This window comes from Spirosoma horti (genome assembly GCF_054776595.1).
Genome location: NZ_BAAHBQ010000001.1, coordinates 962,646 through 986,712 on the forward strand (window position 1 = coordinate 962,646; position 24,067 = coordinate 986,712).

The 24,067-nt window shown below is 48.5% G+C and carries 18 protein-coding genes and 1 pseudogene; all 19 read left to right on the forward strand.

The features are described 5' to 3' along the window. Nucleotides 1–539: 539 nt before the first annotated feature. The 19 genes and pseudogenes from ACYVAM_RS04035 to ACYVAM_RS04125 all read left to right on the forward strand — a co-directional run bounded on the left by ACYVAM_RS04035 (nucleotide 540) and on the right by ACYVAM_RS04125 (nucleotide 23,987). Entirely contained in the window at nucleotides 540–1,817 is a 1,278-nt protein-coding gene (locus tag ACYVAM_RS04035; RefSeq protein ID WP_461064153.1) for an alpha/beta hydrolase, read from the forward strand. Between the two features lie 416 nt (nucleotides 1,818–2,233). Further along, complete coding sequence (locus ACYVAM_RS04040; RefSeq protein ID WP_461064155.1) at nucleotides 2,234–2,512, forward strand: hypothetical protein; 279 nt, start codon at nucleotides 2,234–2,236, stop codon at nucleotides 2,510–2,512. A gap of 534 nt (nucleotides 2,513–3,046) precedes the next feature. Beyond that, entirely contained in the window at nucleotides 3,047–3,466 is a 420-nt protein-coding gene (locus ACYVAM_RS04045; protein WP_461064157.1) for a hypothetical protein, read from the forward strand. Nucleotides 3,467–3,945: 479 nt separating this feature from the next. Further along, on the forward strand, nucleotides 3,946–5,004 hold the full coding sequence (locus ACYVAM_RS04050) for a LacI family DNA-binding transcriptional regulator (RefSeq protein WP_461064159.1): 1,059 nt from the start codon (nucleotides 3,946–3,948) through the stop codon (nucleotides 5,002–5,004). A 170-nt stretch (nucleotides 5,005–5,174) separates the two neighbouring features. Continuing rightward, nucleotides 5,175–6,200, forward strand: a complete 1,026-nt coding sequence (locus ACYVAM_RS04055; RefSeq protein ID WP_461064161.1) for a Gfo/Idh/MocA family protein — start codon at nucleotides 5,175–5,177, stop codon at nucleotides 6,198–6,200. Between the two features lie 244 nt (nucleotides 6,201–6,444). Then, nucleotides 6,445–7,623, forward strand: coding sequence for an N-acetylglucosamine-6-phosphate deacetylase (nagA, locus tag ACYVAM_RS04060; protein WP_461064163.1), 1,179 nt, complete (start codon nucleotides 6,445–6,447; stop codon nucleotides 7,621–7,623). Nucleotides 7,624–7,738: 115 nt separating this feature from the next. Beyond that, nucleotides 7,739–8,923: an acyltransferase family protein gene (locus ACYVAM_RS04065; RefSeq protein ID WP_461064165.1), complete on the forward strand. Its 1,185-nt coding sequence runs from the start codon at nucleotides 7,739–7,741 to the stop codon at nucleotides 8,921–8,923. Nucleotides 8,924–9,439: 516 nt separating this feature from the next. Then, the gene (locus ACYVAM_RS04070; RefSeq protein WP_461064167.1) at nucleotides 9,440–12,511 is read left to right on the forward strand and encodes a SusC/RagA family TonB-linked outer membrane protein; all 3,072 of its coding nucleotides are present in this window, start codon (nucleotides 9,440–9,442) and stop codon (nucleotides 12,509–12,511) included. A gap of 24 nt (nucleotides 12,512–12,535) precedes the next feature. After that, nucleotides 12,536–13,954, forward strand: a complete 1,419-nt coding sequence (locus ACYVAM_RS04075; RefSeq protein WP_461064169.1) for a RagB/SusD family nutrient uptake outer membrane protein — start codon at nucleotides 12,536–12,538, stop codon at nucleotides 13,952–13,954. 50 nt (nucleotides 13,955–14,004) lie between these two features. Continuing rightward, entirely contained in the window at nucleotides 14,005–14,763 is a 759-nt protein-coding gene (locus ACYVAM_RS04080) for a glucosamine-6-phosphate deaminase (protein WP_461064171.1), read from the forward strand. An 86-nt stretch (nucleotides 14,764–14,849) separates the two neighbouring features. Next, complete coding sequence (locus ACYVAM_RS04085; RefSeq protein ID WP_461064172.1) at nucleotides 14,850–16,166, forward strand: sugar MFS transporter; 1,317 nt, start codon at nucleotides 14,850–14,852, stop codon at nucleotides 16,164–16,166. Nucleotides 16,167–16,186: 20 nt separating this feature from the next. Then, nucleotides 16,187–17,776, forward strand: a complete 1,590-nt coding sequence (locus ACYVAM_RS04090) for a beta-N-acetylhexosaminidase (protein WP_461064174.1) — start codon at nucleotides 16,187–16,189, stop codon at nucleotides 17,774–17,776. After that, on the forward strand, nucleotides 17,766–18,980 hold the full coding sequence (locus ACYVAM_RS04095) for a Gfo/Idh/MocA family protein (RefSeq protein ID WP_461064176.1): 1,215 nt from the start codon (nucleotides 17,766–17,768) through the stop codon (nucleotides 18,978–18,980). The genes ACYVAM_RS04090 and ACYVAM_RS04095 overlap by 11 nt, the downstream gene beginning before the upstream one ends. A 21-nt stretch (nucleotides 18,981–19,001) precedes the next feature. Then, nucleotides 19,002–20,264 carry an Nramp family divalent metal transporter gene (locus ACYVAM_RS04100; protein ID WP_461064178.1) on the forward strand — a complete coding sequence of 421 codons (1,263 nt, stop codon included), beginning with the start codon at nucleotides 19,002–19,004 and terminating at the stop codon, nucleotides 20,262–20,264. A gap of 20 nt (nucleotides 20,265–20,284) precedes the next feature. Then, nucleotides 20,285–21,301, forward strand: coding sequence for an NAD-dependent epimerase/dehydratase family protein (locus ACYVAM_RS04105; RefSeq protein ID WP_461064180.1), 1,017 nt, complete (start codon nucleotides 20,285–20,287; stop codon nucleotides 21,299–21,301). A 3-nt stretch (nucleotides 21,302–21,304) separates the two neighbouring features. Beyond that, nucleotides 21,305–22,390 carry a dihydrodipicolinate synthase family protein gene (locus ACYVAM_RS04110; protein ID WP_461064182.1) on the forward strand — a complete coding sequence of 362 codons (1,086 nt, stop codon included), beginning with the start codon at nucleotides 21,305–21,307 and terminating at the stop codon, nucleotides 22,388–22,390. A 36-nt stretch (nucleotides 22,391–22,426) separates the two neighbouring features. Further along, a complete protein-coding gene (locus ACYVAM_RS04115; protein ID WP_461064184.1) occupies nucleotides 22,427–23,428 on the forward strand; it encodes an FAD:protein FMN transferase in 1,002 nt (333 codons plus the stop codon). Nucleotides 23,429–23,473: 45 nt separating this feature from the next. Continuing rightward, nucleotides 23,474–23,839 (forward strand): annotated as a pseudogene (gene uxuA, locus ACYVAM_RS04120) (mannonate dehydratase); the annotation flags it as partial. Nucleotides 23,840–23,858: 19 nt separating this feature from the next. Continuing rightward, nucleotides 23,859–23,987 (forward strand): hypothetical protein, encoded by a 129-nt coding sequence (locus ACYVAM_RS04125; protein ID WP_461064186.1) that lies wholly within the window; start codon nucleotides 23,859–23,861, stop codon nucleotides 23,985–23,987. The last annotated feature ends 80 nt before the right edge of the window (nucleotides 23,988–24,067 follow it).

Below are 24,067 nucleotides of genomic sequence, written 5' to 3' on the forward strand. Positions count from 1 at the left end.
AGCTATTGTATCAGGGCTTTCCGGGGAATGAGGCAATAGGCAAGTAGCTTTGTTCAACGAAAACTTATTCGTCCCCTAAACCTGTTGTCTCAAATCCTTTAACGATTGTGCGACTAAATTACGGGCCTCCCGTTTAGTGGCTCCGCCCGCCATTAATGATTCAGTGGATAAATGATTTCATGGTTAGAGATCCGCCACTGGAATTGGCGACTGATTGTTAGCGTAAAAGGCGGTCCTTTGGTTTACCTATTGACCAGCACTAGCCATTTATGAAACTTTAACAATATCTTTCTCCTAAGCGCCCCCTGCCTTTGTCTCGGATGGAAGCGATTATTGAGACGAATAATTCATGAGTAGTTAGTCTACCATTTTTCGTAGTTTCGCTAAACTATAACTGGTTTTCAATAAATTTATGAATTGAAATAACTTGCTGTAAACTAAATTGTTGTATTTATTGGCATCCACCATACAAATAGATTTGCCTCGTTTATGGGTTGGCTTGTGTCCCTTTGTGCCATCAATCTTCTTGCCTGAACGCTATGAAAAAATGGTTTCTACTTACCCTGTTTTTCCTCTTACCCCAGCTACTACCAGCCCAGCCAACTCGGCCAATTGTCATCGGGCAGATTGATAGCCTGACCTCAAAAATTCTCCATGAGACCCGTCGACTATGGGTGCATGTCCCTGACAGTTATAAACAGAAAGGACCGTCCAAACGACGCTATCCGGTCGTCTATCTGCTGGATGGCGAAAGCCACTTTCCCTCGGTGGTAGGCATGATCCATCAACTAAGCTCCGTCAATGGCAATACAATTTGCCCCGAGATGATCGTGGTGGGGATTGCCAATACCAACCGGGGGCGGGATCTGACTCCCACACCGGGGGGCGGAATGATTCCCTCGGCTGCCGACAGTACACGACGCAAGAACTCGGGCGGAGGGGAGATATTCACCGCCTTCATCGAAAGCGAACTGATTCCCCACATTGACTCGCTGTATCCCACTGAGCCCTACAAAGTATTCATCGGCCATTCGCTGGGCGGGCTGCTGGTCATCAACACGCTCATTCATCACCCCAACTTGTTCAACGCCTACGTGGCTATCGACCCCAGTATGTGGTGGGCGGATCAACAGTTGCTCAAGACCGCTAAGCAGGTCATAGCCCGCCAGCAGTATGCGGGCAAAGTCCTGTTTTTGGGTATTGCCAATACGATGGAGTCGGCGATGGATACCTTACAGGTACAGGCCGATACGAGTGGCTCGACCAAACACATTCGCTCCATCTTAGCCCTGGATCGGTTGCTAAAGGCCAATGGCCAAACCGGCTTACGCTACCAGGGGAAATATTACGGCCTGGATGACCATAGCTCGGTGCCACTCATCACCGAGTACGACGCGCTCCATTTCATTTTTGACGCCTACCGATTAAAGCTGACCGACCAAGACTATGAGCAAGACAATACCCAACTAGCCGATAAACTGACAACCCATTTTAGGGCCGCCACCCGGCAGTTGGGCTACCTGGTGAAGCCCCCGGAAGGTCTGGTCAATGAACTGGGCCAGTATATGGTCTCCCAGAAGAAGTTTAAAAAAGCGGAAAGTTTGTTCAAACTCAATGTGGTGAATTACCCAACCAGTTTCAACGTCTATGACTCGTATGGGGATTACTTAGTGACCCAAAAAGACACGGTCAATGCCAGCGTTAATTTCCAGAAAGCGCTTTCTGTGAAAGAGGCATCGGCAACGCGAAAAAAATTAGTGGCCTTACAAATCCCAAATATCCCTGGCCCACCCTCCGCCAATAAGCCGAAAAAATAACCATCTAGTTAGAAACAGAATCTATTATTTCCACGCGGTCCAAGTGGTTATCTAAGTGGCGCGGTGATCAGTCGTGTAGACAAGGGTTTAAATAGACGCCCATTTAAAGAGCGAATTATGAGACGCATACTTTAACATCTGTCAAACGTAGTAAGTCGCCAACGGTCGAACTGAGGGTAAGTCGTATGGTTAAAAGGCCTGCTAAGCCTACCAACCCGTTACTCTACCTGCTCATATGCGTAGTTAACCGCTGGTATGGCCCCTGCCTGTGGCCTATCTTTGAACCACTAGCCACTGGGTAGCCTATGAAATTCCTGATACCCCTTCTAATAGGAGGCCTATTTTATTCCCTATTTTCGGGTCTCTTCCTGCTCTCTTATTATCGATTAGTAAGCAGGGCCCATAAGGCAACCGGAATGATTACCGGTTTCGATCGAAGTGATTTCTTTTTACTTCGCAAGCTTTTTGTCCCGCTAGTTCGCTTTAAGACGCGCGATAATACCTGGATTGAGGGTCAGCCAGACCACTCGATATTCCATGAACTGAATTATTTTGTCCGTCAGGGAGCGGTGACGGTTTATTATCAGGAAGACAAACCAGAAACATTTGTTATTAAAGGTGGGCTGGAGGTATTTGTCAACTGGATGGTTATTATCCTTACTCTTGGAGGTATAGTCTGGTTATTTGGCCAATAAAGGAGCTAACAAATGAACTCCTCCGTCTTACACGGGAGCATTTAATGAGAAGACTTTATGGACTATATTTACGCTGATTCTCATTACGGCTGGATCGCTACTGGCTCAACCAGCCATACCCACTCCCTCCCTGTATCTGAATCAGAAGCCGCCGGGTCTAGTTCCCACCCGATTCGCTCCCAACGGGGTCTCCTCAACAGAGCACTATGAATATGGGTCCGTCTTTTCAAAAGACGGCAAGGAGTTCTATTATGCGGTCATTATCAATGGGAACCCCCAAATTCGGTGTATAAAGTTTGACAAGAAGGCCTGGACAGCTCCCAAAACTATTATCGGCAGCGATCTATACGAGTACAATGATCCGTTTCTATCGCCGGATGGTCAGCGATTGTACTTCATTTCGGACCGAGCCGCTGACGGGCGGGGTAAGAAGAAGGATTTTGACATCTGGTACATCGAGCGAAAAAAGGGGGGTGGTCTGATAAGCCGGTTAATGCCGGACCCAGCATCAACACGGCTAGAAATGAATATTACATGTCCTTTACCGCTGAGGGAACGATGTACTTCTCCTCGAATGGTGGCACCGATCCGTCTACTGACAAGAATTATGACATCCGGTTTTCCCGGTACGACAAGGGTCAATTTCAAGCTTCTCAGTTCTTAACGAATCGAGTCAATACGGAGCATTACGAAGCGGATGTATTTGTCGCACCGGATGAGCAATATCTTATATTTTGCGCCGAACGGCCGGATGGCTTTGGCCAAGGTGATTTGTACATCAGTTTCAAGAGCAAGGCTGGCGAGTGGCAGCAAGCTCAGAACATGGGTTCTGTGATCAATACGAGTGGCTATGAGTTTTGTCCGTTCGTGACCGGAGACGGAAAATACTTTTTCTTTTCAAAAGACGGCGATATTTATTGGGTAGCAGCGTCGGTCATCGACTCACTGAGGTAAAGTGATTAGGGGTTAGATGAAGGCAGTGAATAACTACTGCATCGAATCTTTTGTAACAAGACAGTCTCAGGTAGATGAGTGCGGCTGTTGCACAACTCATCTTCGGTTAAGAACATAGTTAAAAAAGCCGCTTACGGTCAAAATTCCGTGCTAATGGAAGGCTAAAACGGCTCTTATAGCAAATCATGAATAGCGGACTGCCCTACATTCCGAGTTGTGCAACAGCCACGTCATTTATGTAACCAAGTTTAAATAGGACAAATCGTACAGAAAACCTCAGCCCCATTCAAAACGCTGAACTATTAAACTGAACGGGTTTATTGAACGCAAAAAAGGCTGTTTCAGGCACTTCCCTCCTAGCGGGCTAACGTTCAGAAAAAGGTCCAGTTGTTTTCAGGCCAAAACAATTTTTAATATTGCAAAACTTTACGAAGAGGCTAACCCATTTGGTCACTTATCTCTGACCGCATATCCAGCTGATGAAAAAAAAGGAATTACAGGGAGTTAAGGAAATAGCCCGACGTGCTAACGTAGCGATTGCCACTGTTGACCGGGTAATCCATAACCGGACTGGCGTTTCGGCCAAAACACGGGAAAAAATTAACAAAATCATTGCCGAGCTTAATTACCAGCCAAACCTGTTAGCTAGGCAATTAGCGTCAGGGAAGACTATTTCGATCGCCGTTTTAATTCCTTCTGTCACTGAGGAGACCGACTTCTGGGAAGCTCCTTTACAGGGTATTCAGCAAGCCGAAGCCGAAATTAGATCGTATGGAATCAACGTAAATCTGTTTTTTTTTGAGCTAAGTGACCCTAATTCTTTTATTACACAGGCAAATCGAATTCTGGATTCTACCGTCGATGGCATTGTCTTAGCCCCTTCATTTGTTGATGAAGCCCAGAATTTTACCACTGCCTGCCAGACAAAAGGTATTCCCTTTGTATTTATAGACGCTGACATACCGGGCCAGCAAAGCCTCTCTTACATCGGGCCACCTTTGTTTCAAAGTGGTTATCTGGCCGGAAAGCTAAGCACTTACAAACTTCGGGAAGCTAGTAAATTACTGGTTGTCAATATTGCTACGTCGCTGGATAGCTTTACCTACAAGCAGATTGAAGAGGGTTTCAGGACTTATTTTACAGATCATAAACTGAAGTACCCAATTATACGGACCGATATTCGGCAAACGGATTTTGCATCTATTGCGAATCATCTTCAACAGTTGTTCGATGCGAATACCAATATTGATGCGGTTTTTGTCAGCAATTCCAGGGTATTTTCAGTAGCTCGCTTTCTGGATGGTCAACGATCACTTCCCAAACCTCTCCTAATTGGCTATGATTTTGTCAACGAAAACATCCGTTTCTTAGCCAGCGGAACCATCGATTTTCTGATCTGCCACCAACCTAAAGACCAGGGATATCGCAGCATCATGGCGTTGTATCAGCATCTGGTTCTATTAGCTCCTGTTGCCAAAGAATACTATATGCCAATCGATATCGTCACTAAGGAGAATCAGGCCTTTTATCGAAATTGATAGACAGAGCTATTCCGCATCCAGGCAATATTTCCTACCGCCAGATCCTATCATGGCAAAATTTTAGCCCACTTTCTTCCTAAATTTCTTTCTTGCTTAAGATTGTTTGTATATTTACGGGTACGTACCCGTAAATATGCGGATTGCTATTTTTTAGCCCCTTCTTAACTATGACCAGCTCGATTCACAACCGGCGTTTTTTTTTACGAAAGGCTACATTGGGTGGCTTGGCATTGGGTATTGCACCACTCACCTGGCCATACAGTAATATAGTAGAACCCGGCAAACGAGTTGGCATGATTGGTTTGGATACGTCCCACAGCGTGGCATTCACCAAAGCGCTTAATACTACGGAAGCAAGTTCCACTTATGCTGGCTACAAGGTTGTGGCTGCTTATCCCTATGGCAGTAAAACCATTGAGAGTAGCGCGAAAAGAATCCCGGACTACACCAGCGAAGTCAAAAAACTGAATGTGGACATAGTTGACACAATCGACGAGCTACTCAAAAAAGTCGATGTAGTGTTGCTGGAAACGAACGACGGACGGCTTCATCTTGAGCAGGTAACGCAGGTACTTAAAGCCGGGAAACGTGTATTTATCGATAAACCAATTGCTGCATCCCTCGCCGATGTACTGGCCATTTTCGAGCTTGCCAGTAAATACAACATTCCCGTTTTCTCCGCGTCCTCCCTGCGCTATATCAAAGGTATAGAGGGGATCGATAAAAGTCATGTTTTGGGAGCCGATACCTTTAGCCCTGCTGTTCTGGAAAAAACACACCCCGATCTGTTCTGGTATGGTGTTCATGGGGTAGAAACGCTCTATACAGCCATGGGAACTGGCTGTCGGCAAGTGGTACGGGTTCATACCGACGGAACCGATATTGCTATTGGGACTTGGGCCGATGGCCGGGTGGGTACGTTCCGGGGTACACGTACTGGAAAACACGAATATGGCGGAACCGTTTACACGCAGGCTGGAAATACGAAGCTGGGGCCTTATGGGGGCTACGAGCCGTTGCTGAAAGAGATTATTTCCTATTTCGAAACGGGAAAATCGCCGGTGACGCCAGAAGAAACCATCGAAATTTTCGCGTTTATGGAAGCCGCTGACGAAAGCAAACGTCAGAACGGGGCCGCCGTGTCGCTAGAAACTGTGCTGGCAAAAGCGAAAAAGAAACTGGCCATTAAATAACTAGAGGTCAATTAGTGGTATATAGTCCGTTAGAAGCGTCCCCTTCTACAGCAACATCTCGAAGCAAAGGGGTACCATTCTGAAATTTTGCTCAGCATACGGTTGGAGCGCTTACCATTGATCCCAATAACGGACACATCAAAAACAGCAGGGAAGCAGAAAAACTCGGGCATCGGACCTATCAGCCGCGCTGGGAGCCGACGGTCTAATGTGTATCCTGCATTACAAGGTCATCAGCTACAAAATGGGATTTTTAAAAATAACCAACGGGACGCTCATTACCCCCTTTCGCTACATTCGGGGTGGCACCATCATTATTCAAGATCGGCGTATTACAGGCGTTCACGAACGGGATGTAGATGTTCCGGGAGCCACTGTTCTGGATGCACAGGGCATGTTCGTTGCGCCAGGATTTGTTGACATTCACGTGCACGGCGGTGGCGGCTACGATTTTATGGACGGCACGGAGGAAGCATTTTTGAAAATCGCCGAATTACACGCCCAATACGGCACTACGTCGTTGGTACCAACGACGTTAACAGCCGAAAAGGAAGATCTCCTCCATACACTGGATATCTATGAGAAAGCCAAAATAAACAACAAGGGCGCATCATTCCTGGGTATCCATCTGGAAGGCCCTTACTTTGCCTTAAGCCAGCGGGGTGCACAGGACCCTCGGTACATACGCAATCCTGACCTAGCCGAGTACGAAGAAATACTGGCCTATTCGGCGTCTATCGTTCGCTGGAGTGCCGCTCCTGAACTAACTGGTGCTATCGAATTCGGTCGCCGATTGCGTGAAAAAGGAATTCTAGCCGCTATCGCCCACACCGATGCGGTGTATGCCGACGTACTCGAAGCCTACGAAAATGGGTATACCCTGGCCACACATCTATATTCGGCCATGTCGGGTGTGACCCGCCGGAATGCGTTTCGGTATGCCGGAGCCATCGAGAGCGCCTTACTGCTGGATATGGATGTCGAACTCATTACGGATGGTATTCACCTGCCACCACCGTTGCTCAAACTGGTCTATAAAATCAAAGGCGCCGACCGCACCGCGCTGATTACGGATGCCATGCGGGCGGCTGGTATGCCTGAAGGGGAAAGCATTTTAGGCTCACGGGCTAATGGCTTACCCGTAGTAGTCGAAGATGGCGTTGCTAAGCTGCTGGACCGTAGTTCGTTTGCGGGTAGTGTCGCGACAGCTAACCAACTCGTGCGCAACATGGTCCAATTGGCCGACGTATCGCTTCTGGATGCAGTGCGAATGGCTAGCACGACACCCGCTCGAATTATGGGTGTGGACGCCCGCAAAGGTTCGCTGGTTGCCGGAAAGGACGCCGATCTGGTAATTTTCGATGAGAACATTACCATCAATACAACCATCGTCAATGGCCAGATCGTCTATACTAAGGGCTAGGTGAATACGAATAAATCCCTGTTTACAGCGCTATTAGGCTCGCCCGATCCTACAGAACTGTTTATTACCAATACAACTGCTTTCTCCAGTTTCAACAATTTCCCTATTCAAAGGTATGCAGACAAAAATCCAACCCGGACTAGCCGTCCCAGACGGACACCAAACTGGCATCACTAGTAGTGGATCAATCCCTTTAGCAACCTCCCCCCGATTGCTGTCACTCGATACGTTGCGGGGCTTTGATATGTTCTGGATTTCTGGCGGAGATAAATTCATGCATGTGTTGGCCGACGTAACGGGTTGGGGATGGTCGCTTGTGCTGGCAGAGCAGTTTACTCATGTTTACTGGAACGGCTTTCATGCCTATGACCTAATCTTTCCGCTTTTTCTGTTCCTAGCGGGTGTTTCCACACCTTTTTCATTAGGCAGTCGGCTTGAGAAAGGCGTTTCTCCAAATCAATTAATCCGTAAAGTCATTCAACGGGGAATTATTCTCGTTTTGTTGGGCATTCTGTATAATAACGGCCTGTTCAAAACCGAATGGGCAAGTATGCGCTATCCCAGCGTCTTGGGCAGGATTGGATTGGCAGGGATGTTCGCGCAGATTATCTATCTGTATTCATCCAGAAGAACTCAGTACATCTGGTTTGGAGGTCTACTCATCGGGTATTGGCTAATCATTCAGTTTGTGCCCGTTCCCGGATGCGGTGCTGGCTTAATTACTCCAGAATGTAATCCCGCCACTTACTTGGATAAAGCACTACTGCCCGGACGGATGTATAACACGATCTATGATCCCGTCGGAATTTTGTCGACACTGCCGGCCATCTCAACGGGCTTGCTGGGTATTTTTGCCGGGAACCTACTTCGGACAAATGAGCAAATGATGCCGAAGTCCAGAAAGGCGTTGTGGCTCGCCCTTAGTGGCCTTATCTGTTTGGGCATAGCGCTTCTCTGGAACATCGTTTTTCCCATCAACAAAATACTCTGGTCAAGTTCATTTGTCATGTTGACGGGTGGGTTCAGTCTGTTACTGCTGTCGCTTTTTTATACGATTATCGATGTACTCAATTGGCGCCGGTGGACCTTCTTTTTTATCGTCATTGGCATGAATTCAATTGTCATTTACATGGTTGGTAAATTCATCGATTTCCGATACACAGCCAATGCGCTGTTCGGTGGTATTCTTGGTTTCTTTCCAGAGCCGGTTCAAGCGCTGGGCTCAGTTGTAGCAGCCATTGCTGTACTTTGGGGCTTTATGTATTTTCTCTACAGACAGAAACTGTTTCTTAAGCCGTAAAGCTAACCCCTTCTAAGGACGCGATTACTAAGTACTAACTTATTGCTCTGCTTTTTCCTATCCTGTTATAGGAGCGAAAAGAAACAGGGAGATTAACAGCCCTGCCCTTTTAGAGGATTCTGTCATTATTAAAGCAGTTTACAAGAACAAACCATCCTTCATCAATAGGGGCACTGACAAAATTTTACGTAGATATCGGCGCAAAAAATTGACCATTAATTTCCTAACAGGCTTATAAGACAAAATAATTTTCTCATATTTTTTGTCAATCATTATTTTTTTTCTAATTTTCGGGTACGTACCCGTTCATTAGTTACGAATCCCTCTTATCAATGAATTCTCTCTTAATAGAAGCCCCCATTGTCGAGGCCATTTTGTGAAAATTTAGCCTAAATAAGTAAGCTTCTATTTTTTTACCCAATTTACGGGTACGTACCCGTAAATCGATAACGACCTTAAAATGACGGCTACAGTACACTTACTCATTAACCAATTGGCTCACTAACTAAACTATCTATGAAGCGAATAAGACTACTTATGCTGAGTTTGTTCTGTCTGACATTTCTGATGGCTGAAGCCCAAATCAGAAAGCTGTCCGGTAAGGTACTGGATTCGCAGAATACAGGCTTGCCAGGAGCTTCGGTCCTGGTCAAAGGAAGTGCTGTCGGGACCGCCACCGATGCGAATGGGGACTTTTCGATCAGTGTGCCGGCTAATGCGGTGCTGGTAGTTTCGTACACCGGTTATCTAGCCAAAGAAGTGACTGTTGGGCAATCGTCAACCCTAACGATTAGCCTTGACGAATCTCCCCAAATGCTGAGTGATGTCGTCGTGGTTGGTTACGGTACCCAACGAAAAAGGGACCTGACAGGTGCTATTGCATCCATTTCGCAAGCCGAGGTAAAAAACCTGCCTATTGCCCGCGCCGACCAAATTTTACAGGGCCGTATTAGTGGCGTACAGGTAACGCAGACCAATGCCGAGCCGGGCGGGAATATCAGCATTCGTATTCGGGGAACCAACTCCATCAACTCGGGCAACGAACCACTCTTCGTGATTGATGGCTTTCCCGGCGCAGGGGACCTCAACTCCATCAACCCAAGCGACATCGAGTCGATGGAAGTCTTGAAAGATGCGTCGGCCACGGCCATATATGGAAGTCGAGGGGCCAACGGCGTCGTGATCGTGACAACAAAAAAAGGATCTACCAAGCAATCATCCGTCAATTTTGAAGCGTATCACGGTGTGCAGACGGTGAGCAAAATGTACGAGATGATGAACGCCAAAGAGTTTGCGACGTATTTAAATGATGTTCAGACCCTTACTAACCAGGAAACACCGGCATCGGCCAAAGCTCTGCCGTATACCCAGGACCAGCTTTCGGCACTGGGTGAAGGCACCAACTGGCAGAAGCAGGTGCTACGGTCGGCCCCCATCAGTAACTACCAGCTTAATTTCCTGGGAGGCAATGCCGATACCCGCTACAACTTGAGTATGAATTACTTCAACCAGCAGGGCATCGTCATTAACTCTGGCTTTCAGCGCGGCTCGATCCGGTTGAATCTGGACAAAAAGATAAGCAATAAAATCAACATTGGGTTTACCTCGCAACTGACCCGCTCGGTCGAGAATCGGGCGTTGGTCAACACAGCGGGCTCTACCGAAGCGGGTGGGGTCATTCTGGACGCCATGCGTTTCAATCCGGCCCTGCCCGTTTACGACCAGACGGGTGCCTATACGTACCTCAATGGCCCCTCTGGCTACGTCGAACTGGTTGGCAACCCCGTAGCTTATGCCAACAAAGTCAAAAATCAGTACAGTAATTTACGCGGTTTGCTGAATTTTTTCGGCGAATATGAAATCGTGAAAGGCCTAAAACTCAGAAGTACGGCTGGAACGGACTTCAATTATTCCAGCCTGGATTACTACCTGCCCTCCGATATTTATGGTGGCTCGAACAGTAAAGGAACAGCAACCCGCACATCGGGAAGCCGGTATAGCTGGGTGAACGAAAATACGTTGACCTACGACCGGGAGTTTAACAAATCACACGCGCTGACGCTGTTAGGCGGTCTTACCTTTCAGGAATTCAATTTCACCGACTTTGCCACCTCGAACAGTAACTTTTTCACCAACCTGCTGGAATCCGATAACATCGGTATTGGTGCCAACGTCTTGCCGCCAAGTTCGAGCCGGAGCAAAAACAACCTAATGTCCTACTTCGGACGGGCCAATTACCGGTTCATGGACAAATACCTGTTCACGTTCACGATGCGTGCTGACGGTTCCTCACGCTTCGGGCCCAACAACAAATGGGGTTATTTTCCATCAGGAGCCTTCGCGTGGCGTGTCATTGATGAGTCATTTATGAAATCGGTTCCGGTCATTTCCGATTTGAAACTACGGGCCAGCTATGGTGTTACGGGTAATCAGGAAATAGCGTCCTATTCATCCTTTGCCCGCTATACCAGCAACGCCTATACACTAGGTGGTAGTACGCGGGTCATTGGCCTCTCGCCAAACAACATTCCGAACCCGGATATTAGCTGGGAATCCACATCCTCGCTCGACTTTGGCATCGACCTGAGTGTGTTGAGCAATCGCATTACGCTCACTGCCGATTACTATTACAAACGGACGAAGGATTTGCTGCTGAACGTATCGGTTCCTGTTTCGTCGGGTTATAGTACGGTTCTGCTGAACGCGGGAGGTGTTCAAAATAAAGGGTTTGAACTGGGCATCAATAGCGTCAACATCAATTCGGGTCGCTTCAAGTGGACAACGGCAGCCAACATTTCGGCCAACCGGAACAAAGTGCTCGATCTGAACGGTGAATATGAACGCTTTGTGGGCACATCGAGCAGTAGCATTTTTCCCAGTGCCAGCAATGGTGCCACTAGTCTGTTGCGTATCGGCGAGCCTATCGGCGCCTTTTACGGATACGTGTTCCAGGGAATCTGGCAAACCCAGGACGAAATCAGCGCCAGCAAGCGTACGGGTGTCCGGCCGGGCGATCCGCGTTATGCCGATTTGAATGGTGATGGGCTGATCGATGCCAAAGACCGCACGATCATTGGGCAGGCGCAGCCCAAATTCATTTATGGCCTAACCAATAACTTCACCCTGGGCAATTTCAACCTAAACGTTTTCCTCCAGGGAGTTCAGGGTGATAATGTGCTTAATATGAACCGTTACTACCTCGAAACAGGGGGCTATATCAATGGCAACAAGCTCCAGTCTCAAACCCAGCGCTGGACCGGTCCCGGCACCAGTAACACCATTGCCAAAGCGAACAGCACGCTACGGCGGGGAACCGGCATAACCAGTGATATTGTCGAAGATGGCAGCTTTCTGCGGGTCAAAACGGTGTCGCTTTCGTACACGATCCCGAAGATTACCGCGATCAGCAGCGTTGTAAAAACTGCTAATATTTACGTGACGGCGCAGAACCTGCTCACATTCACCAACTATTCAGGCTACGACCCGGAAGTCAATTCGTTTGGCGCTTCCAACTTGAGTCTGAACACCGATTTAAACGCTTATCCGAACGTACGAACCTTCACGGCTGGAATTCGGCTTGGCCTTTAACCCTACCTACTAACCAAGAAAACCATGAAAAAAGGTATTCTGATCCTACTGGGAGTCCTTTCCCTCACCATCGTTTCCTGCGAAAATTTTCTTAAGGAGGAGCCCTACGATTTTATCAGCACCAATAACTTCTACAGCAGTGAAGCCGACGCGACAACAGCCCTGAACGGGGTGTTCAGCCTTATGCAAAACGGCCTGTATTATGCCCGGACTTTCTGGATTTTGTCGGAGCTAACCGGCGATTTAATGAAGGTCGGCAATCCGCAGGCTGGTCGGCCGGAACTGGATGAAGTGAGCTACACCTCGACGAATGCCGAGATCAGCAACTGGTGGACCTATTCGTACCTGATGATCAACCGGGCGAACGACGTCATTGCCAATGTACCAAAAATCCAGATGGATGCGGCTCGTCGCGCCAACATCGAGGGCAACGCCCGGTTTCTGCGCGCGTTGGCTTACTTTGACCTCGTCCGTAGCTATGGTGACGTTCCCTTGCTGACGAAACCAACGGGAGCCGACGGGAGCCTGAAACCGGCTCGTTCACCTATTAAAGATGTCTACAAACAAATCATCGAGGATTTGACTTTCGCCGAAGCCAACTGTGTTCCCGAGAATAAAATCACGGCGGGTGAAAAAGGGCGCGTGTCCAGCGGGGCAGCGGCTTCGCTGTTGGCAAAGGTGTATCTGACTCGTGCTGCGTCATCGGCTGTTGAAACGACAGATTACAAGTCGGCACTGGACGCAACGAATCGGGTCATTAATTCAAAAGTGTATTCGTTGGTGCCGTATGCCAATGTGTTCGATATTGCGACTGAAAATGGTCCCGAACATATCTTTTCGGTTCAGTTCGATCTGCCGCCGAATGCGGGCAACATTACCCCACGGATGCATTTACCCGCGTCGTTGGATGGCAACCAGGCCTTTTACGTAGAAGAATGGTTCTACAATTCTTTTGCTCCCGCCGACACCATCCGTAAAAACTGGACGATGACCAAGAAGGCCGGGACGCAAACATTGGCTAATGCGTACTATATCAAGTTTCGCGATCCATTGCGCCAGGGAAACAGCGCCCGCAACAACACTCTCATTTTACGGTACGCCGATGTACTGTTGATGCAATCAGAAGCGCTGAATCAATTGAACGCGGGGGACCCCAGCAAGTTCGACGGCATCAATGCCGTGCGGACGCGCGCTGGAATTAGCAAACTGAGTCTGACAACGACCCCGACAAAGGAGGATTTTATTACCGCGCTGGTGAACGAGCGGGGCTGGGAATTTAGTGCCGAAGGACTTCGACGATTCGACCTGCTTCGGTTGGGCCGATATAAAGAGGTTCAGAAACGGGTGTATAATCGGACAATTGATGACAAATTCCTCCTTTATCCGATTCCACAAACCGAAATAACCCTGAATACTAATCTTGTACAAAACCCTAACTTTTAGGCTATTGTATTGAGCCAGAATCAACTTTCAATTTAACAGGACACAGTAGAATGAAGTCAACAATAGAGCAGGTAGATGCCCTGCACGTGTGCGTCTTTGACACCCGACAGGCGATGGGCGTTGCCGCTGGAAAGGACGTAGCGGCTAAAATAAAGGAGCTACTTACCGAAAAGGAAAGTCTACGCATCGTGTTTGCGGCAGCCCCTTCCCAGAATGAAATGCTGGATTTTCTGGCCAGTGCCGAAGGTATCGACTGGTCCCGAATTGACGTATTTCATATGGATGAATACGTAGGGTTGCCCGCAGATGCCACCGAACGATTTGCCTATTTTCTGAACACGAAATTATTTGCGAAAGTCTCGCCCCGCACGGTCAATCTTATCGACGATTCGGAGGGAGCGGATGCCGCCTGCCAACGGTACAAACAATTGCTTGAGCAGGGTCCCATCGACATCGTTTGTTTAGGCATTGGCGAGAATGGCCACCTGGCTTTCAATGACCCCCCTGTGGCTGATTTCAATGACACTGAAATCATCAAGCGCGTACAACTTGACGACATTTGTCGGCAGCAACAAGTGAATGACGGGTGTTTTGCTACGTTCGACGACGTTCCGAAAGAAGCCCTGACGTTAACAATTCCTACGTTGCTTTCCGGCGATCATCTCTTTTGCGTGGTTCCCGGCAAGACGAAGCATCAGGCAGTACAAGCGATGTTGAACGGGCCCATTACAACAGCTTGCCCGGCCTCTATCCTGCGCCAGCACCCGGATTGTACGTTGTATGTGGATACGGATTCTTACGGGCAATAAAAGTTTTTACCCACGGGCTTCAGCTCGTGGGTAATAAACTCAATTTAAAACATTGAACTAACAGGTTTCCGTTCTGGCATCGACATATGGTTACAACAAACACACTGGACAGTACCCCTGGCGTAAGGCAAAGCACAATTGGCCCCATCCTGATTATTGGCGTCATGTTTTTTGTGTTTGGCTTTGTTACCTGGATCAACTCGATCCTGATTCCTTACTTTAAAATAGCGTGTGAGCTTACTCATTTCCAGTCTTATCTGGTCGCCTTCGCATTCTACATCTCTTATCTGGTGATGTCCATGCCCGCGTCGATACTGCTAAAAAAAGTGGGGTTCAAACAGGGAATGATGGTCGGCTTTTTCATCATGTCCTTCGGGGCACTGCTCTTCGTGCCGGCGGCTTATACCCGAACATACGGCCTTTTTCTATTGGGGCTGTTCACCATCGGCACGGGTTTGGCCGTTCTACAGACAGCGTCGAACCCTTACGTGACCATTTTGGGTCCAATTGAGCGGGCTGCCCAGCGGATCAGTATTATGGGCATCTGTAACAAAACGGCTGGTATTGTTGCCCCCCTACTGTTCGCTGCTGTGATTCTGAGAGCCTCCGATGCCGAGTTATTCAAGCAACTACCGCTCATGGCACCCGGCGACCGAAGCATAGCCCTGGACGAACTGATCCGGCGCGTTATGGTTCCATATGCCTGTGTGAGTGCCGTGCTGTTTGGCCTTGGTTTGTTCATCCGCTTCTCCTCTCTGCCAGAGATCGATACCGAACACGAAAGCGAAGAAATATTTGCGGCTAATTCGGACAAATCGAGTGTGCTGCAATTCCCGCATTTGGTATTAGGTGCGTTAGCGATTTTTTTTCACGTCGGTTCCCAAGTTATCGCGATTGACACTGTCATTGGTTATGCGAGTTCGATGGGTGTTTCGCTATTGGAAGCCAAGGGATTTCCGTCGTACATTCTGTTCGCAACCATCTGCGGCTACCTTATTGGTATCATTACCATTCCCCGCTTCATGCGACAAGTCAACGCACTGCGTATCTGTACATTGCTGGGCGTATTATTTAGTTTGGGGATTCTGTTTGCACCGGGGAACCTCACGTTGTTTGGCCACTCCATGAAGCTATCATTCTGGTTTCTAGTGAGTTTGGGTTTACCCAATTCGCTGGTGTGGGCGGGCATCTGGCCGTTAGCGCTGGCTCGGCTGGGCCGGTTCACCAAAGCAGGTGGATCACTGATGATTATGGGCCTCTGCGGAAACGCGATTATGCCACTGGTATACGGGTATTTTGCGGATAGCTTTTCCCTTCGGCAAGCCTATTGGGTACTCCTCCCCTGCTATCTCTACCTGCTGTTTTATGCCGTATATGGGCACAAATTGAAAAGCTGGCGCTAATCATTCCGGCAAAACGAACCATGAGAAAAACCTTAGTAGTCTGGCTGTTGATGTGGCTGGTTATTCATCCAGCTTTGAGTCAGCAGACCAGTCAGCCTGTCCCAAAATCACCCGTAAAAGGCTTTCACCTCGACTTACGCATCCAGGTGATGACCATGCCTGCCCTGAAAGAGCTGGCGCAGAAATTGCAGAAACAGGGCATAAATACCCTGATCATGGAATGGGAAGCCACTTATCCGTTCGAAAAGCACCCCATGATTCCCAACCGATACGCCTACAGCCGGTCGCAGGTAACGTCTTTTATTTCCTATTGCACTAGCTTGGGGATCGATGTCATACCGTTGCAACAGAGTTTTGGGCATGTCGAGTACATTTTGCGTAATCCTCGGTATACGGCGATACGGGAAGACCAAAAAGACTTTTCGCAGGTATGTCCCATCGAAAGTGCGTCGAATAAAGCGTTATTCACGGAGCTGTTCACGGATTTGGTGTCTACGCATAAATCTCCTTATTTTCACATCGGCGGGGATGAAACGTATTTACTGGGTCACTGCCACAAATGCCAGGAAAAAGCCGCTAAGGAAGGTAAATCCAAACTGTTCGTCGATCACATAAAGATGCTGTGTGACATTGTGACCAGTCTGGGCAAACGCCCGGTTCTGTGGGCCGATATTGCGCTCAAACACCCTGAAGCCTTATCGCTTTTGCCGAAGGAAACCATTCTGGTCGACTGGAATTATGGCTGGGCCCTGAACCGGTTTGGTGACCCAAAAAAACTGATTGAAACGGGCCTCGAAATCTGGGGAGCACCCGCGCTACGGAGCGGTCCCGACAACTACTTTGTGACCCAGTGGGAAAAGCATTTTAAAAACATTCGGGATTTTATTCCAATGACGAAACAATTGGGTTATCAGGGACTTGTGATGACATCCTGGTCAACATCGGGGTTGTACTCTCCTGTCTTTGAATCCGGCACCGATATTGTTGACCTCTATGCGATTCGGCATGTGTATCCCCTATCGGGTTTTAATATGCTCCTGGCGGCCTATGGCGAAAGCATAAAAACAACGCAACCCTTAGATGTTCAGCAGTTTATCCAGGCCTATACGAACGCGACTTACGGCTTTTCGAAAGACCAGGCCATGAAGTTCTGGCAGGCATTGATAACCGCTCCCTATGAAGTGAGGCAGGGGCAGGTAGCTTCTCCTAAGCCAATGACCATCCAGACATTACGAGACAGCGTGCAATGGGCAGCCAAAACACTCTATGCTTTAACGCCTTCCAAAAACAAAGAGGAATTCGAGCAATACCGGCTCATGACAGACATCCGGCTAGAGTATCTGACGTATCAGCTAATCGAAAAGGAAGTGAACGATGAGCGTTTCACAACTGCGCAAACCCCAGCGATACTTGCCCGTTTAAAAACGTTGATAGCCGATTCAAAAAAACTTAGTAGTCGCTTCACCACACTAAACAAGGCGTATTATCACCCGGCTGAGCTGGAACAGGAAACCTACTGGCGAACGATTAAACCACGCCTGTTGTACGAACGCCTGGCGAAAACAAAGAGCCTGACCCTAACTGATTTCCCTCAAACCAATGGCAAATAACACTACCTCCCGCCGTCATTTTATAGCCACGGGGATGACGGCCTTGACCGGATTAACCCTCGTCGGTTCGTCTGCCTGGGCCAGGCCGGTTTCCAAAGCCGATGTCATTCGCTTGGGTATGATTGGAACCGGAGCCCGAGGAGCTGGATTGGCAACGCTTATACAGAAAATGCCGGGCATCGAACTCGTAGCCTGTTGCGACACCATTCCCGAACACTTGCAAAAAGGCATGAGTCTGGCCGCCAAAGGAGCCAAAGCGTATACGGATTACCGCAAGCTGCTCGACGATAAAAGCCTCGATGCCGTCATCATCGCCACTCCGCTTTACCTACATTACCCGATGGCAGTGGCGGCCTTGCAAGCCGGAAAGCACGTTTATCTGGAGAAATCCATGACGTACGATATTCCGCAGGCACTTGATCTGGTGAAAAAAGTACGGGAGTCTAACCTGATTTTCCAGGTCGGGTATCAATACCGTTATTATGGTCTGTATCACCGGGTAAAGGAAGTGATCGATCAGAATTGGCTGGGCAAAATCACTCATTTCGAGTGTCAGTATAACCGAAATTCCAACTGGCGTTTTCCGGTAAGCGACCCCAAACTGGAACGGGCCATCAACTGGCGCATGCACCGGGAGTACTGCGGTGGACCTTTGTCGGAATTGTGTGCGCATGAGATCGATGTCGTCAATTTTATGCTGAATGCTCACCCAACCAAGGTAGTCGGGCTGGGCGGTATCAATTACTGGAAAGATGGACGTGATACGTTCGACAACATCCGAACCGTCTACGACTATCCAAACGGGGTAAAAGCCAGCGTGACATCGGTCCTTTCCAATGCCTATAACGGTTACAGCATCCGTATTCTGGGCGACAAAGCGACCGTTGAAATCCTGCGCGACAAAGCCTTTATCTACGCCGAATCGACCAACAATGCTAAAGGAACCGTGGATGGTGTGACGGGCGCAACGCTGGCTGTAACCACGCAGGGGAAGGGTGTTGAACTTAAATTTGGCAAGCCGGGCGACGAAAATCTGGAGCCCACTACCTACGCCCTCCAGGACTTTTTTAGCTGTATCAAAACGAAAAAGCAGCCCATCTCCAATGTGGAAACGGGTCGCGACGGGTCCATTTCCATCCACATGGGCAATGCCGCTGCCGATACCGAAACTGTTCAGTTCTGGAAACCGGAATATTCTGTATAACCCATTTAAATTCCATAGAATATGGCCTTATCCAATGAATCTATCAAGCCAGTTACTACCTCGCCAGATACCCGAAATCCCAGTAATGGCCTGCTGAAATGGCTATCCTCGCTGGGTCCTAGTATCATTACAGCCGCCCTGGTTTTTGGTCCCAGTAAAATGACCATTACGTCCAAAATGGGTGCCGAATACGGTTATTCCCTGCTTTGGATCGTTGTCTTAGCAATCTTTTTCATGATCATTTTCACGGCTATGGCCACCCGAATCGGCTTAGCGACCAATCAATCGATGCTGGCAACGATTCGGCAGAAATGGGGAAACTCTGTAGCTATTGCCGTAGGCATTGGTGTGTTTCTGGTAGCCACTTCGTTTCAGGCAGGTAACTCCGTTGGGGTCGGCATTTCAATTGCCGAAGCAACCCACACGCCTGTAAATGCCTGGATTGCCTTATTTACCGTGATGGGCATCGGCTTACTGTTTTTCCGAACGTTCTATAAGGTTCTTGAAAAACTCATGATTCTCCTGATCGGTATAATGCTCCTGTGTTTTCTGGTAACCCTGGCGTTATCGAGTCCTGATTATTCCGATGTAGTAACAGGATTAAAACCAAGCTTTCCAACAAGATCGTTAGGGTTGATTATCGCCTTTACAGCGTCCTGCTTTTCAATTGTCGGTGCGTTCTATCAATCGTATCTGGTGCAGGAACGTGTACGGGTCAATCCGGCTATTAGAAATGAAAAAGTTGATACCATTACGGGCATGACGCTGATGGGGTTAATGAGTGCTACGGTGCTCATCTGTGCCGCAGCGGTGCTGCATCCGAAGGGACTAAAAGTAACCAGCGCGTCCGATATGGGGTTGGCTCTGGCCCCGATTTTCGGTCAATACGCGTCGGTGCTCTTTTTAATCGGTTTATTTGGTGCTTCGTTTTCGTCGCTGGTAGGGAATGCCACCGTAGGCGGTACGTTGCTCGGCGATGCCTTAGGGTACGGAAGTCAGCTGGGGTCAACTCGCGTTAAATACCTGATTGCGACCGTGATGCTGATTGGGGCGACTATCGCAATGATCTTTGGCAAATTACCTCTTCAGCTCATCATTTTTGCGCAGAGTATTACAATTCTGGTTGTTCCCTTTATCGGCATCGCTATGTACACCATTGCCAATGACCGCCAAATTATGGGGCAGTATACAAACACGTTGCCGGTCAAAATTGCCGGTGCAGCCGGGCTACTTGTGATTTTATCGCTTGCCATCAGCAACATCAATCAACTGTTCTTCAACTAGTTGAAGAAAATCAACATACGATGCACGATTTACAAACACTGGAACAGGAATTAATCAAACCGTCGGCGGCTTTGATTGCTGATTTATATGAACTGGATGGTGATATCATCATCCTGGGCGTTGGTGGTAAAATGGGGCCGAGTCTGGCACGACTGGCAAAGGCCGCAATCGATCAGGCCGGTATACGGAAACGCGTTATTGGAGTATCCCGCTTTTCGGAAAAACAGCTTCAGGTAGAACTAGAGGCCAATGGCATCGAAACGATCGCAGCAGATTTTCTGAACGAAGCGGATTTGGCCTCGTTACCTAATGTTGCGAATGTGCTGTATCTGGCCGGAACCAAATTTGGCACAACGGGTAAAGAAGCCTTTACGTGGGCCATGAATGCCTACTTACCGGGTCGGATAGCCGAGAAATATAAGAACTCACGCATCGTCGCCTTCTCAACGGGTAACGTATATCCCTTTACGGCAGTAACATCGGGTGGGGCAACCGAAGCGACAACACCCGAACCGATTGGCGAATACGGGCAGTCGTGCCTGGGACGCGAGCGTGTATTTCAGTACTTCTCGGAGAAAAACAGCACCCCAACCCTGATTTATCGACTGAACTATGCTATTGATTTGCGCTACGGTGTATTGCTGGAAATTGCCAAATCAGTTGCGGCAGCGAAGCCGATTGATTTAAAAATGGGCAATGTAAACGTCATCTGGCAAGGCGACGCCAACGAGATTGCAATTCGGTCGTTACGACATTGCAGTACACCCGCTAAACTCCTGAACGTCACCGGTCCAGAAACCGTCTCGATTCAGTGGGTAGCCGAACAGTTTGGTCTGATGCTGGATAAAACGCCGGTATTCATCAACGAACCACAGCCTACAGCTCTGTTGAGCAATGCTTCTGAAGCACATCGTTTGTTTGGCTATCCCCGCGTTACGCTACGTCAAATGATGGAGTTAACAATTGCCTGGTTACAGGGAGGAGGAAAATTACTGAGTAAACCAACCCATTTTCAAGAACGAAACGGCAAGTTTTAAGCGATGACATCAGCAGCATTACGTCCCGACATTCATTCGTTGTTACACGCTGGCACCGTTATTCCGGCTCACCCGCTGGCCCTGAATCAACATCGCCAGTTAGAGGAAGCTCGCCAGCGAAACCTAACGCGTTACTATATGGCAAGTGGCGCCGGTGGCGTGGCCGTGGGTGTCCACACAACCCAGTTTGCCATCCGTGATCCGAAGATCAATCTCTACGAAACCGTCCTCCGACTAGCTGCTGAAGAAGTTGATTCCGCCCAGCTTGACCGTCCGTTTATCAAGGTGGCTGGTATTTGCGGCCCAACGGATCAGGCCCTTCATGAAGCCAGTCTGGCTGTTCAATACGGCTACGATCTGGGGTTACTAAGCATGGGGGGCTTGCAGGGCTGGACAGAAGTCGCTATTCTGGACCGTGTTCGAGCTGTAGCCGAGGTCATTCCGGTTTTTGGGTTTTATTTACAACCATCTGTGGGCGGACGAATATTTAGCTACGAATTCTGGCAACAATTTGCCGAAATACCCAATGTGCAAGCGATTAAAGTGGCGGCCTTTAACCGCTATCAAACGCTGGATGTGGTCCGTGCAGTTTGCCATTCCAGCCGCCGGGATGAGATTGCGCTCTACACTGGTAATGACGATAACATCATTGCCGACCTACTAACCACCTATCGCTTTACGGTAGATGGACAAGCGGTCGAGAAAAACTTCGTGGGGGGATTGCTCGGGCATTGGGCGGTATGGACGCAAAAAGCGGTCGAACTCCTGGATGAAATTAACGTCTGCCGAACTCAGGAACAATTTGGTATGGATCGATTACTGACTCGTAACATCGATGTTACGGATACAAATGCCGCCTTCTTTGACCCGGCCCATGGGTTTCACGGCTGCATTCCGGGTATTCACGAAGTGTTACGTCGGCAGGGGTTACTGGATGGCCGGTGGTGCCTGGACCCAGCCGAGGAATTATCGCCGGGGCAGATGGAAGAAATTGACCGAGTCTACGTAGCATATCCATATTTACATGACGATCAGTTTGTTGCGGAGTTTTTGCGGACGCAGCAGATGCCTGCACTAAGCGTTTCCTAAATGAGTCGACTGCGATTAAAGAGGCTGAAAAAAGTAATGTTTCAGTGCAGCCTATTGGCCGTGCTGTGCGGCTTTACTCAATTTCAAAAGCCAGCAGAATTAAAACCGTTTCAGCTAACCGGACTGGCGCAGGGAACAACCTACACCATAACGTATTACAGTCAGAACGAAACCATACAGCATCAGCAGATTGATAGTATTTTCAATCGACTCGATCAGTCACTTTCCATCTATTCACCCACATCACTCATCAGCCAGTTTAACCAGTCAGATACGGGAGTCGAAACGGATACGCATCTTCAGCAGGTCATTCAAAAATCACTGGAGATTTTCAAGCAAACGGGTGGCGTGTTCGATATCACTGTTTACCCGCTCGTCAAAGCATGGGGTTTTGGTTCCGAGCAGGTTTCGACGCTCCCCGATTCCGCCACAATTACTTCCTTACTTGCTTGTGTGGGTTCGGATAAACTTCGGTTAACCCGGAATAAGCTGAGCAAAACAGTACCCTGTACTAAAATCGACGTCAACGGAATTGCCCAGGGCTACAGTGTCGATGTGATTGCCAATTATCTGGAAAAAATGGGCATTCGAAATTATCTGGTTGAAGTGGGTGGTGAGATCCGCGTAAAGGGGCGAAAGTATCCGCAAAATACACCCATGTCGATTGGCATTCAGACACCAACCAAAAACGAGTTCGAATCTGCGTCGATTCAGAAAGTAATCGAAGTGAGTCAGGGAGCTGTTACTACGTCGGGTAATTACCGGAAGTATCGGCAGATTGGCCCTAACCGGATTTCGCACATAATCGACCCAAAAACAGGATACACCACACGAAATGAACTCATTAGCGTCACGGTTGTGGCGCATGATGCCATCAACGCCGACGGATACGACAATGCTTTATTGGCAATGGGGTTGCCCCAAGCTTTCTCATTCTTAAAGAGCCATCGAAACCTGGAAGCCTATTTTATCTACCAAAAATCGAATGGCGTCGTTGCCGATACGGCGACAGTCGGTTTTTATAAACTTATTCGGTAGCCAACATAGTGAAATCGAATCCCAATCAAGTTAGTGACTCCTAGTATGCTTGAACAAACCTGGCGGTGGTTCGGTCCGGATGACCCCGTATCACTTAGCGATGTGCTCCAGGCAGGCGCCACTGGTATCGTGACTGCTCTCCATCATATCCCCAATGGCGACGTTTGGCCTGTTGAGGAAATACAAGACCGAAAAACGCTGATCGAAAGCCATCAGTTAAGCTGGTCGGTCGTAGAGGGCCTACCCGTTCACGAAGCGATCAAAACGCGAACGGGCGATTTTCATCGCTATATCGACAATTATAAGGAATCGATTGTCAATCTGGCACAAGCAGGTATCGATACGATTTGCTATAATTTCATGCCGATTCTTGACTGGACGCGTACGGATCTCGACTTCCTAATGCCCGATTCTTGGCTTACCACGCGTCGTGAGTACAGAAGCGGACGCCCGTGCGTTACTGGCCAGTATTGATTCACCAGCGAATGGGCTATGTTTCTGTACCGGGTCATTGTACGTCGTCAACCGAAAGTGGACAGATGCGGGTGAAAAGAGATGAGACGGTTTTAACCGCTTTGTACTCGCTGAAAAATATGACTTTTCCGTCGTTTGAGCATCGATAACTGCTTAGTTTTTTGC

Excerpts from the sequence above, each read along its gene's own strand:
- ACYVAM_RS04035 (WP_461064153.1), top strand. The coding sequence starts at position 540 with ATGAAAAAATGGTTTCTACTTACCCTGTTTTTCCTCTTACCCCAGCTA.
- ACYVAM_RS04040 (WP_461064155.1), top strand. The coding sequence starts at position 2,234 with ATGATTACCGGTTTCGATCGAAGTGATTTCTTTTTACTTCGCAAGCTT.
- ACYVAM_RS04045 (WP_461064157.1), top strand. The coding sequence starts at position 3,047 with ATGTCCTTTACCGCTGAGGGAACGATGTACTTCTCCTCGAATGGTGGC.
- ACYVAM_RS04050 (WP_461064159.1), top strand. The coding sequence starts at position 3,946 with ATGAAAAAAAAGGAATTACAGGGAGTTAAGGAAATAGCCCGACGTGCT.
- ACYVAM_RS04055 (WP_461064161.1), top strand. The coding sequence starts at position 5,175 with ATGACCAGCTCGATTCACAACCGGCGTTTTTTTTTACGAAAGGCTACA.
- nagA (WP_461064163.1), top strand. The coding sequence starts at position 6,445 with ATGGGATTTTTAAAAATAACCAACGGGACGCTCATTACCCCCTTTCGC.
- ACYVAM_RS04065 (WP_461064165.1), top strand. The coding sequence starts at position 7,739 with ATGCAGACAAAAATCCAACCCGGACTAGCCGTCCCAGACGGACACCAA.
- ACYVAM_RS04070 (WP_461064167.1), top strand. The coding sequence starts at position 9,440 with ATGAAGCGAATAAGACTACTTATGCTGAGTTTGTTCTGTCTGACATTT.
- ACYVAM_RS04075 (WP_461064169.1), top strand. The coding sequence starts at position 12,536 with ATGAAAAAAGGTATTCTGATCCTACTGGGAGTCCTTTCCCTCACCATC.
- ACYVAM_RS04080 (WP_461064171.1), top strand. The coding sequence starts at position 14,005 with ATGAAGTCAACAATAGAGCAGGTAGATGCCCTGCACGTGTGCGTCTTT.
- ACYVAM_RS04085 (WP_461064172.1), top strand. The coding sequence starts at position 14,850 with ATGGTTACAACAAACACACTGGACAGTACCCCTGGCGTAAGGCAAAGC.
- ACYVAM_RS04090 (WP_461064174.1), top strand. The coding sequence starts at position 16,187 with ATGAGAAAAACCTTAGTAGTCTGGCTGTTGATGTGGCTGGTTATTCAT.
- ACYVAM_RS04095 (WP_461064176.1), top strand. The coding sequence starts at position 17,766 with ATGGCAAATAACACTACCTCCCGCCGTCATTTTATAGCCACGGGGATG.
- ACYVAM_RS04100 (WP_461064178.1), top strand. The coding sequence starts at position 19,002 with ATGGCCTTATCCAATGAATCTATCAAGCCAGTTACTACCTCGCCAGAT.
- ACYVAM_RS04105 (WP_461064180.1), top strand. The coding sequence starts at position 20,285 with ATGCACGATTTACAAACACTGGAACAGGAATTAATCAAACCGTCGGCG.
- ACYVAM_RS04110 (WP_461064182.1), top strand. The coding sequence starts at position 21,305 with ATGACATCAGCAGCATTACGTCCCGACATTCATTCGTTGTTACACGCT.
- ACYVAM_RS04115 (WP_461064184.1), top strand. The coding sequence starts at position 22,427 with ATGTTTCAGTGCAGCCTATTGGCCGTGCTGTGCGGCTTTACTCAATTT.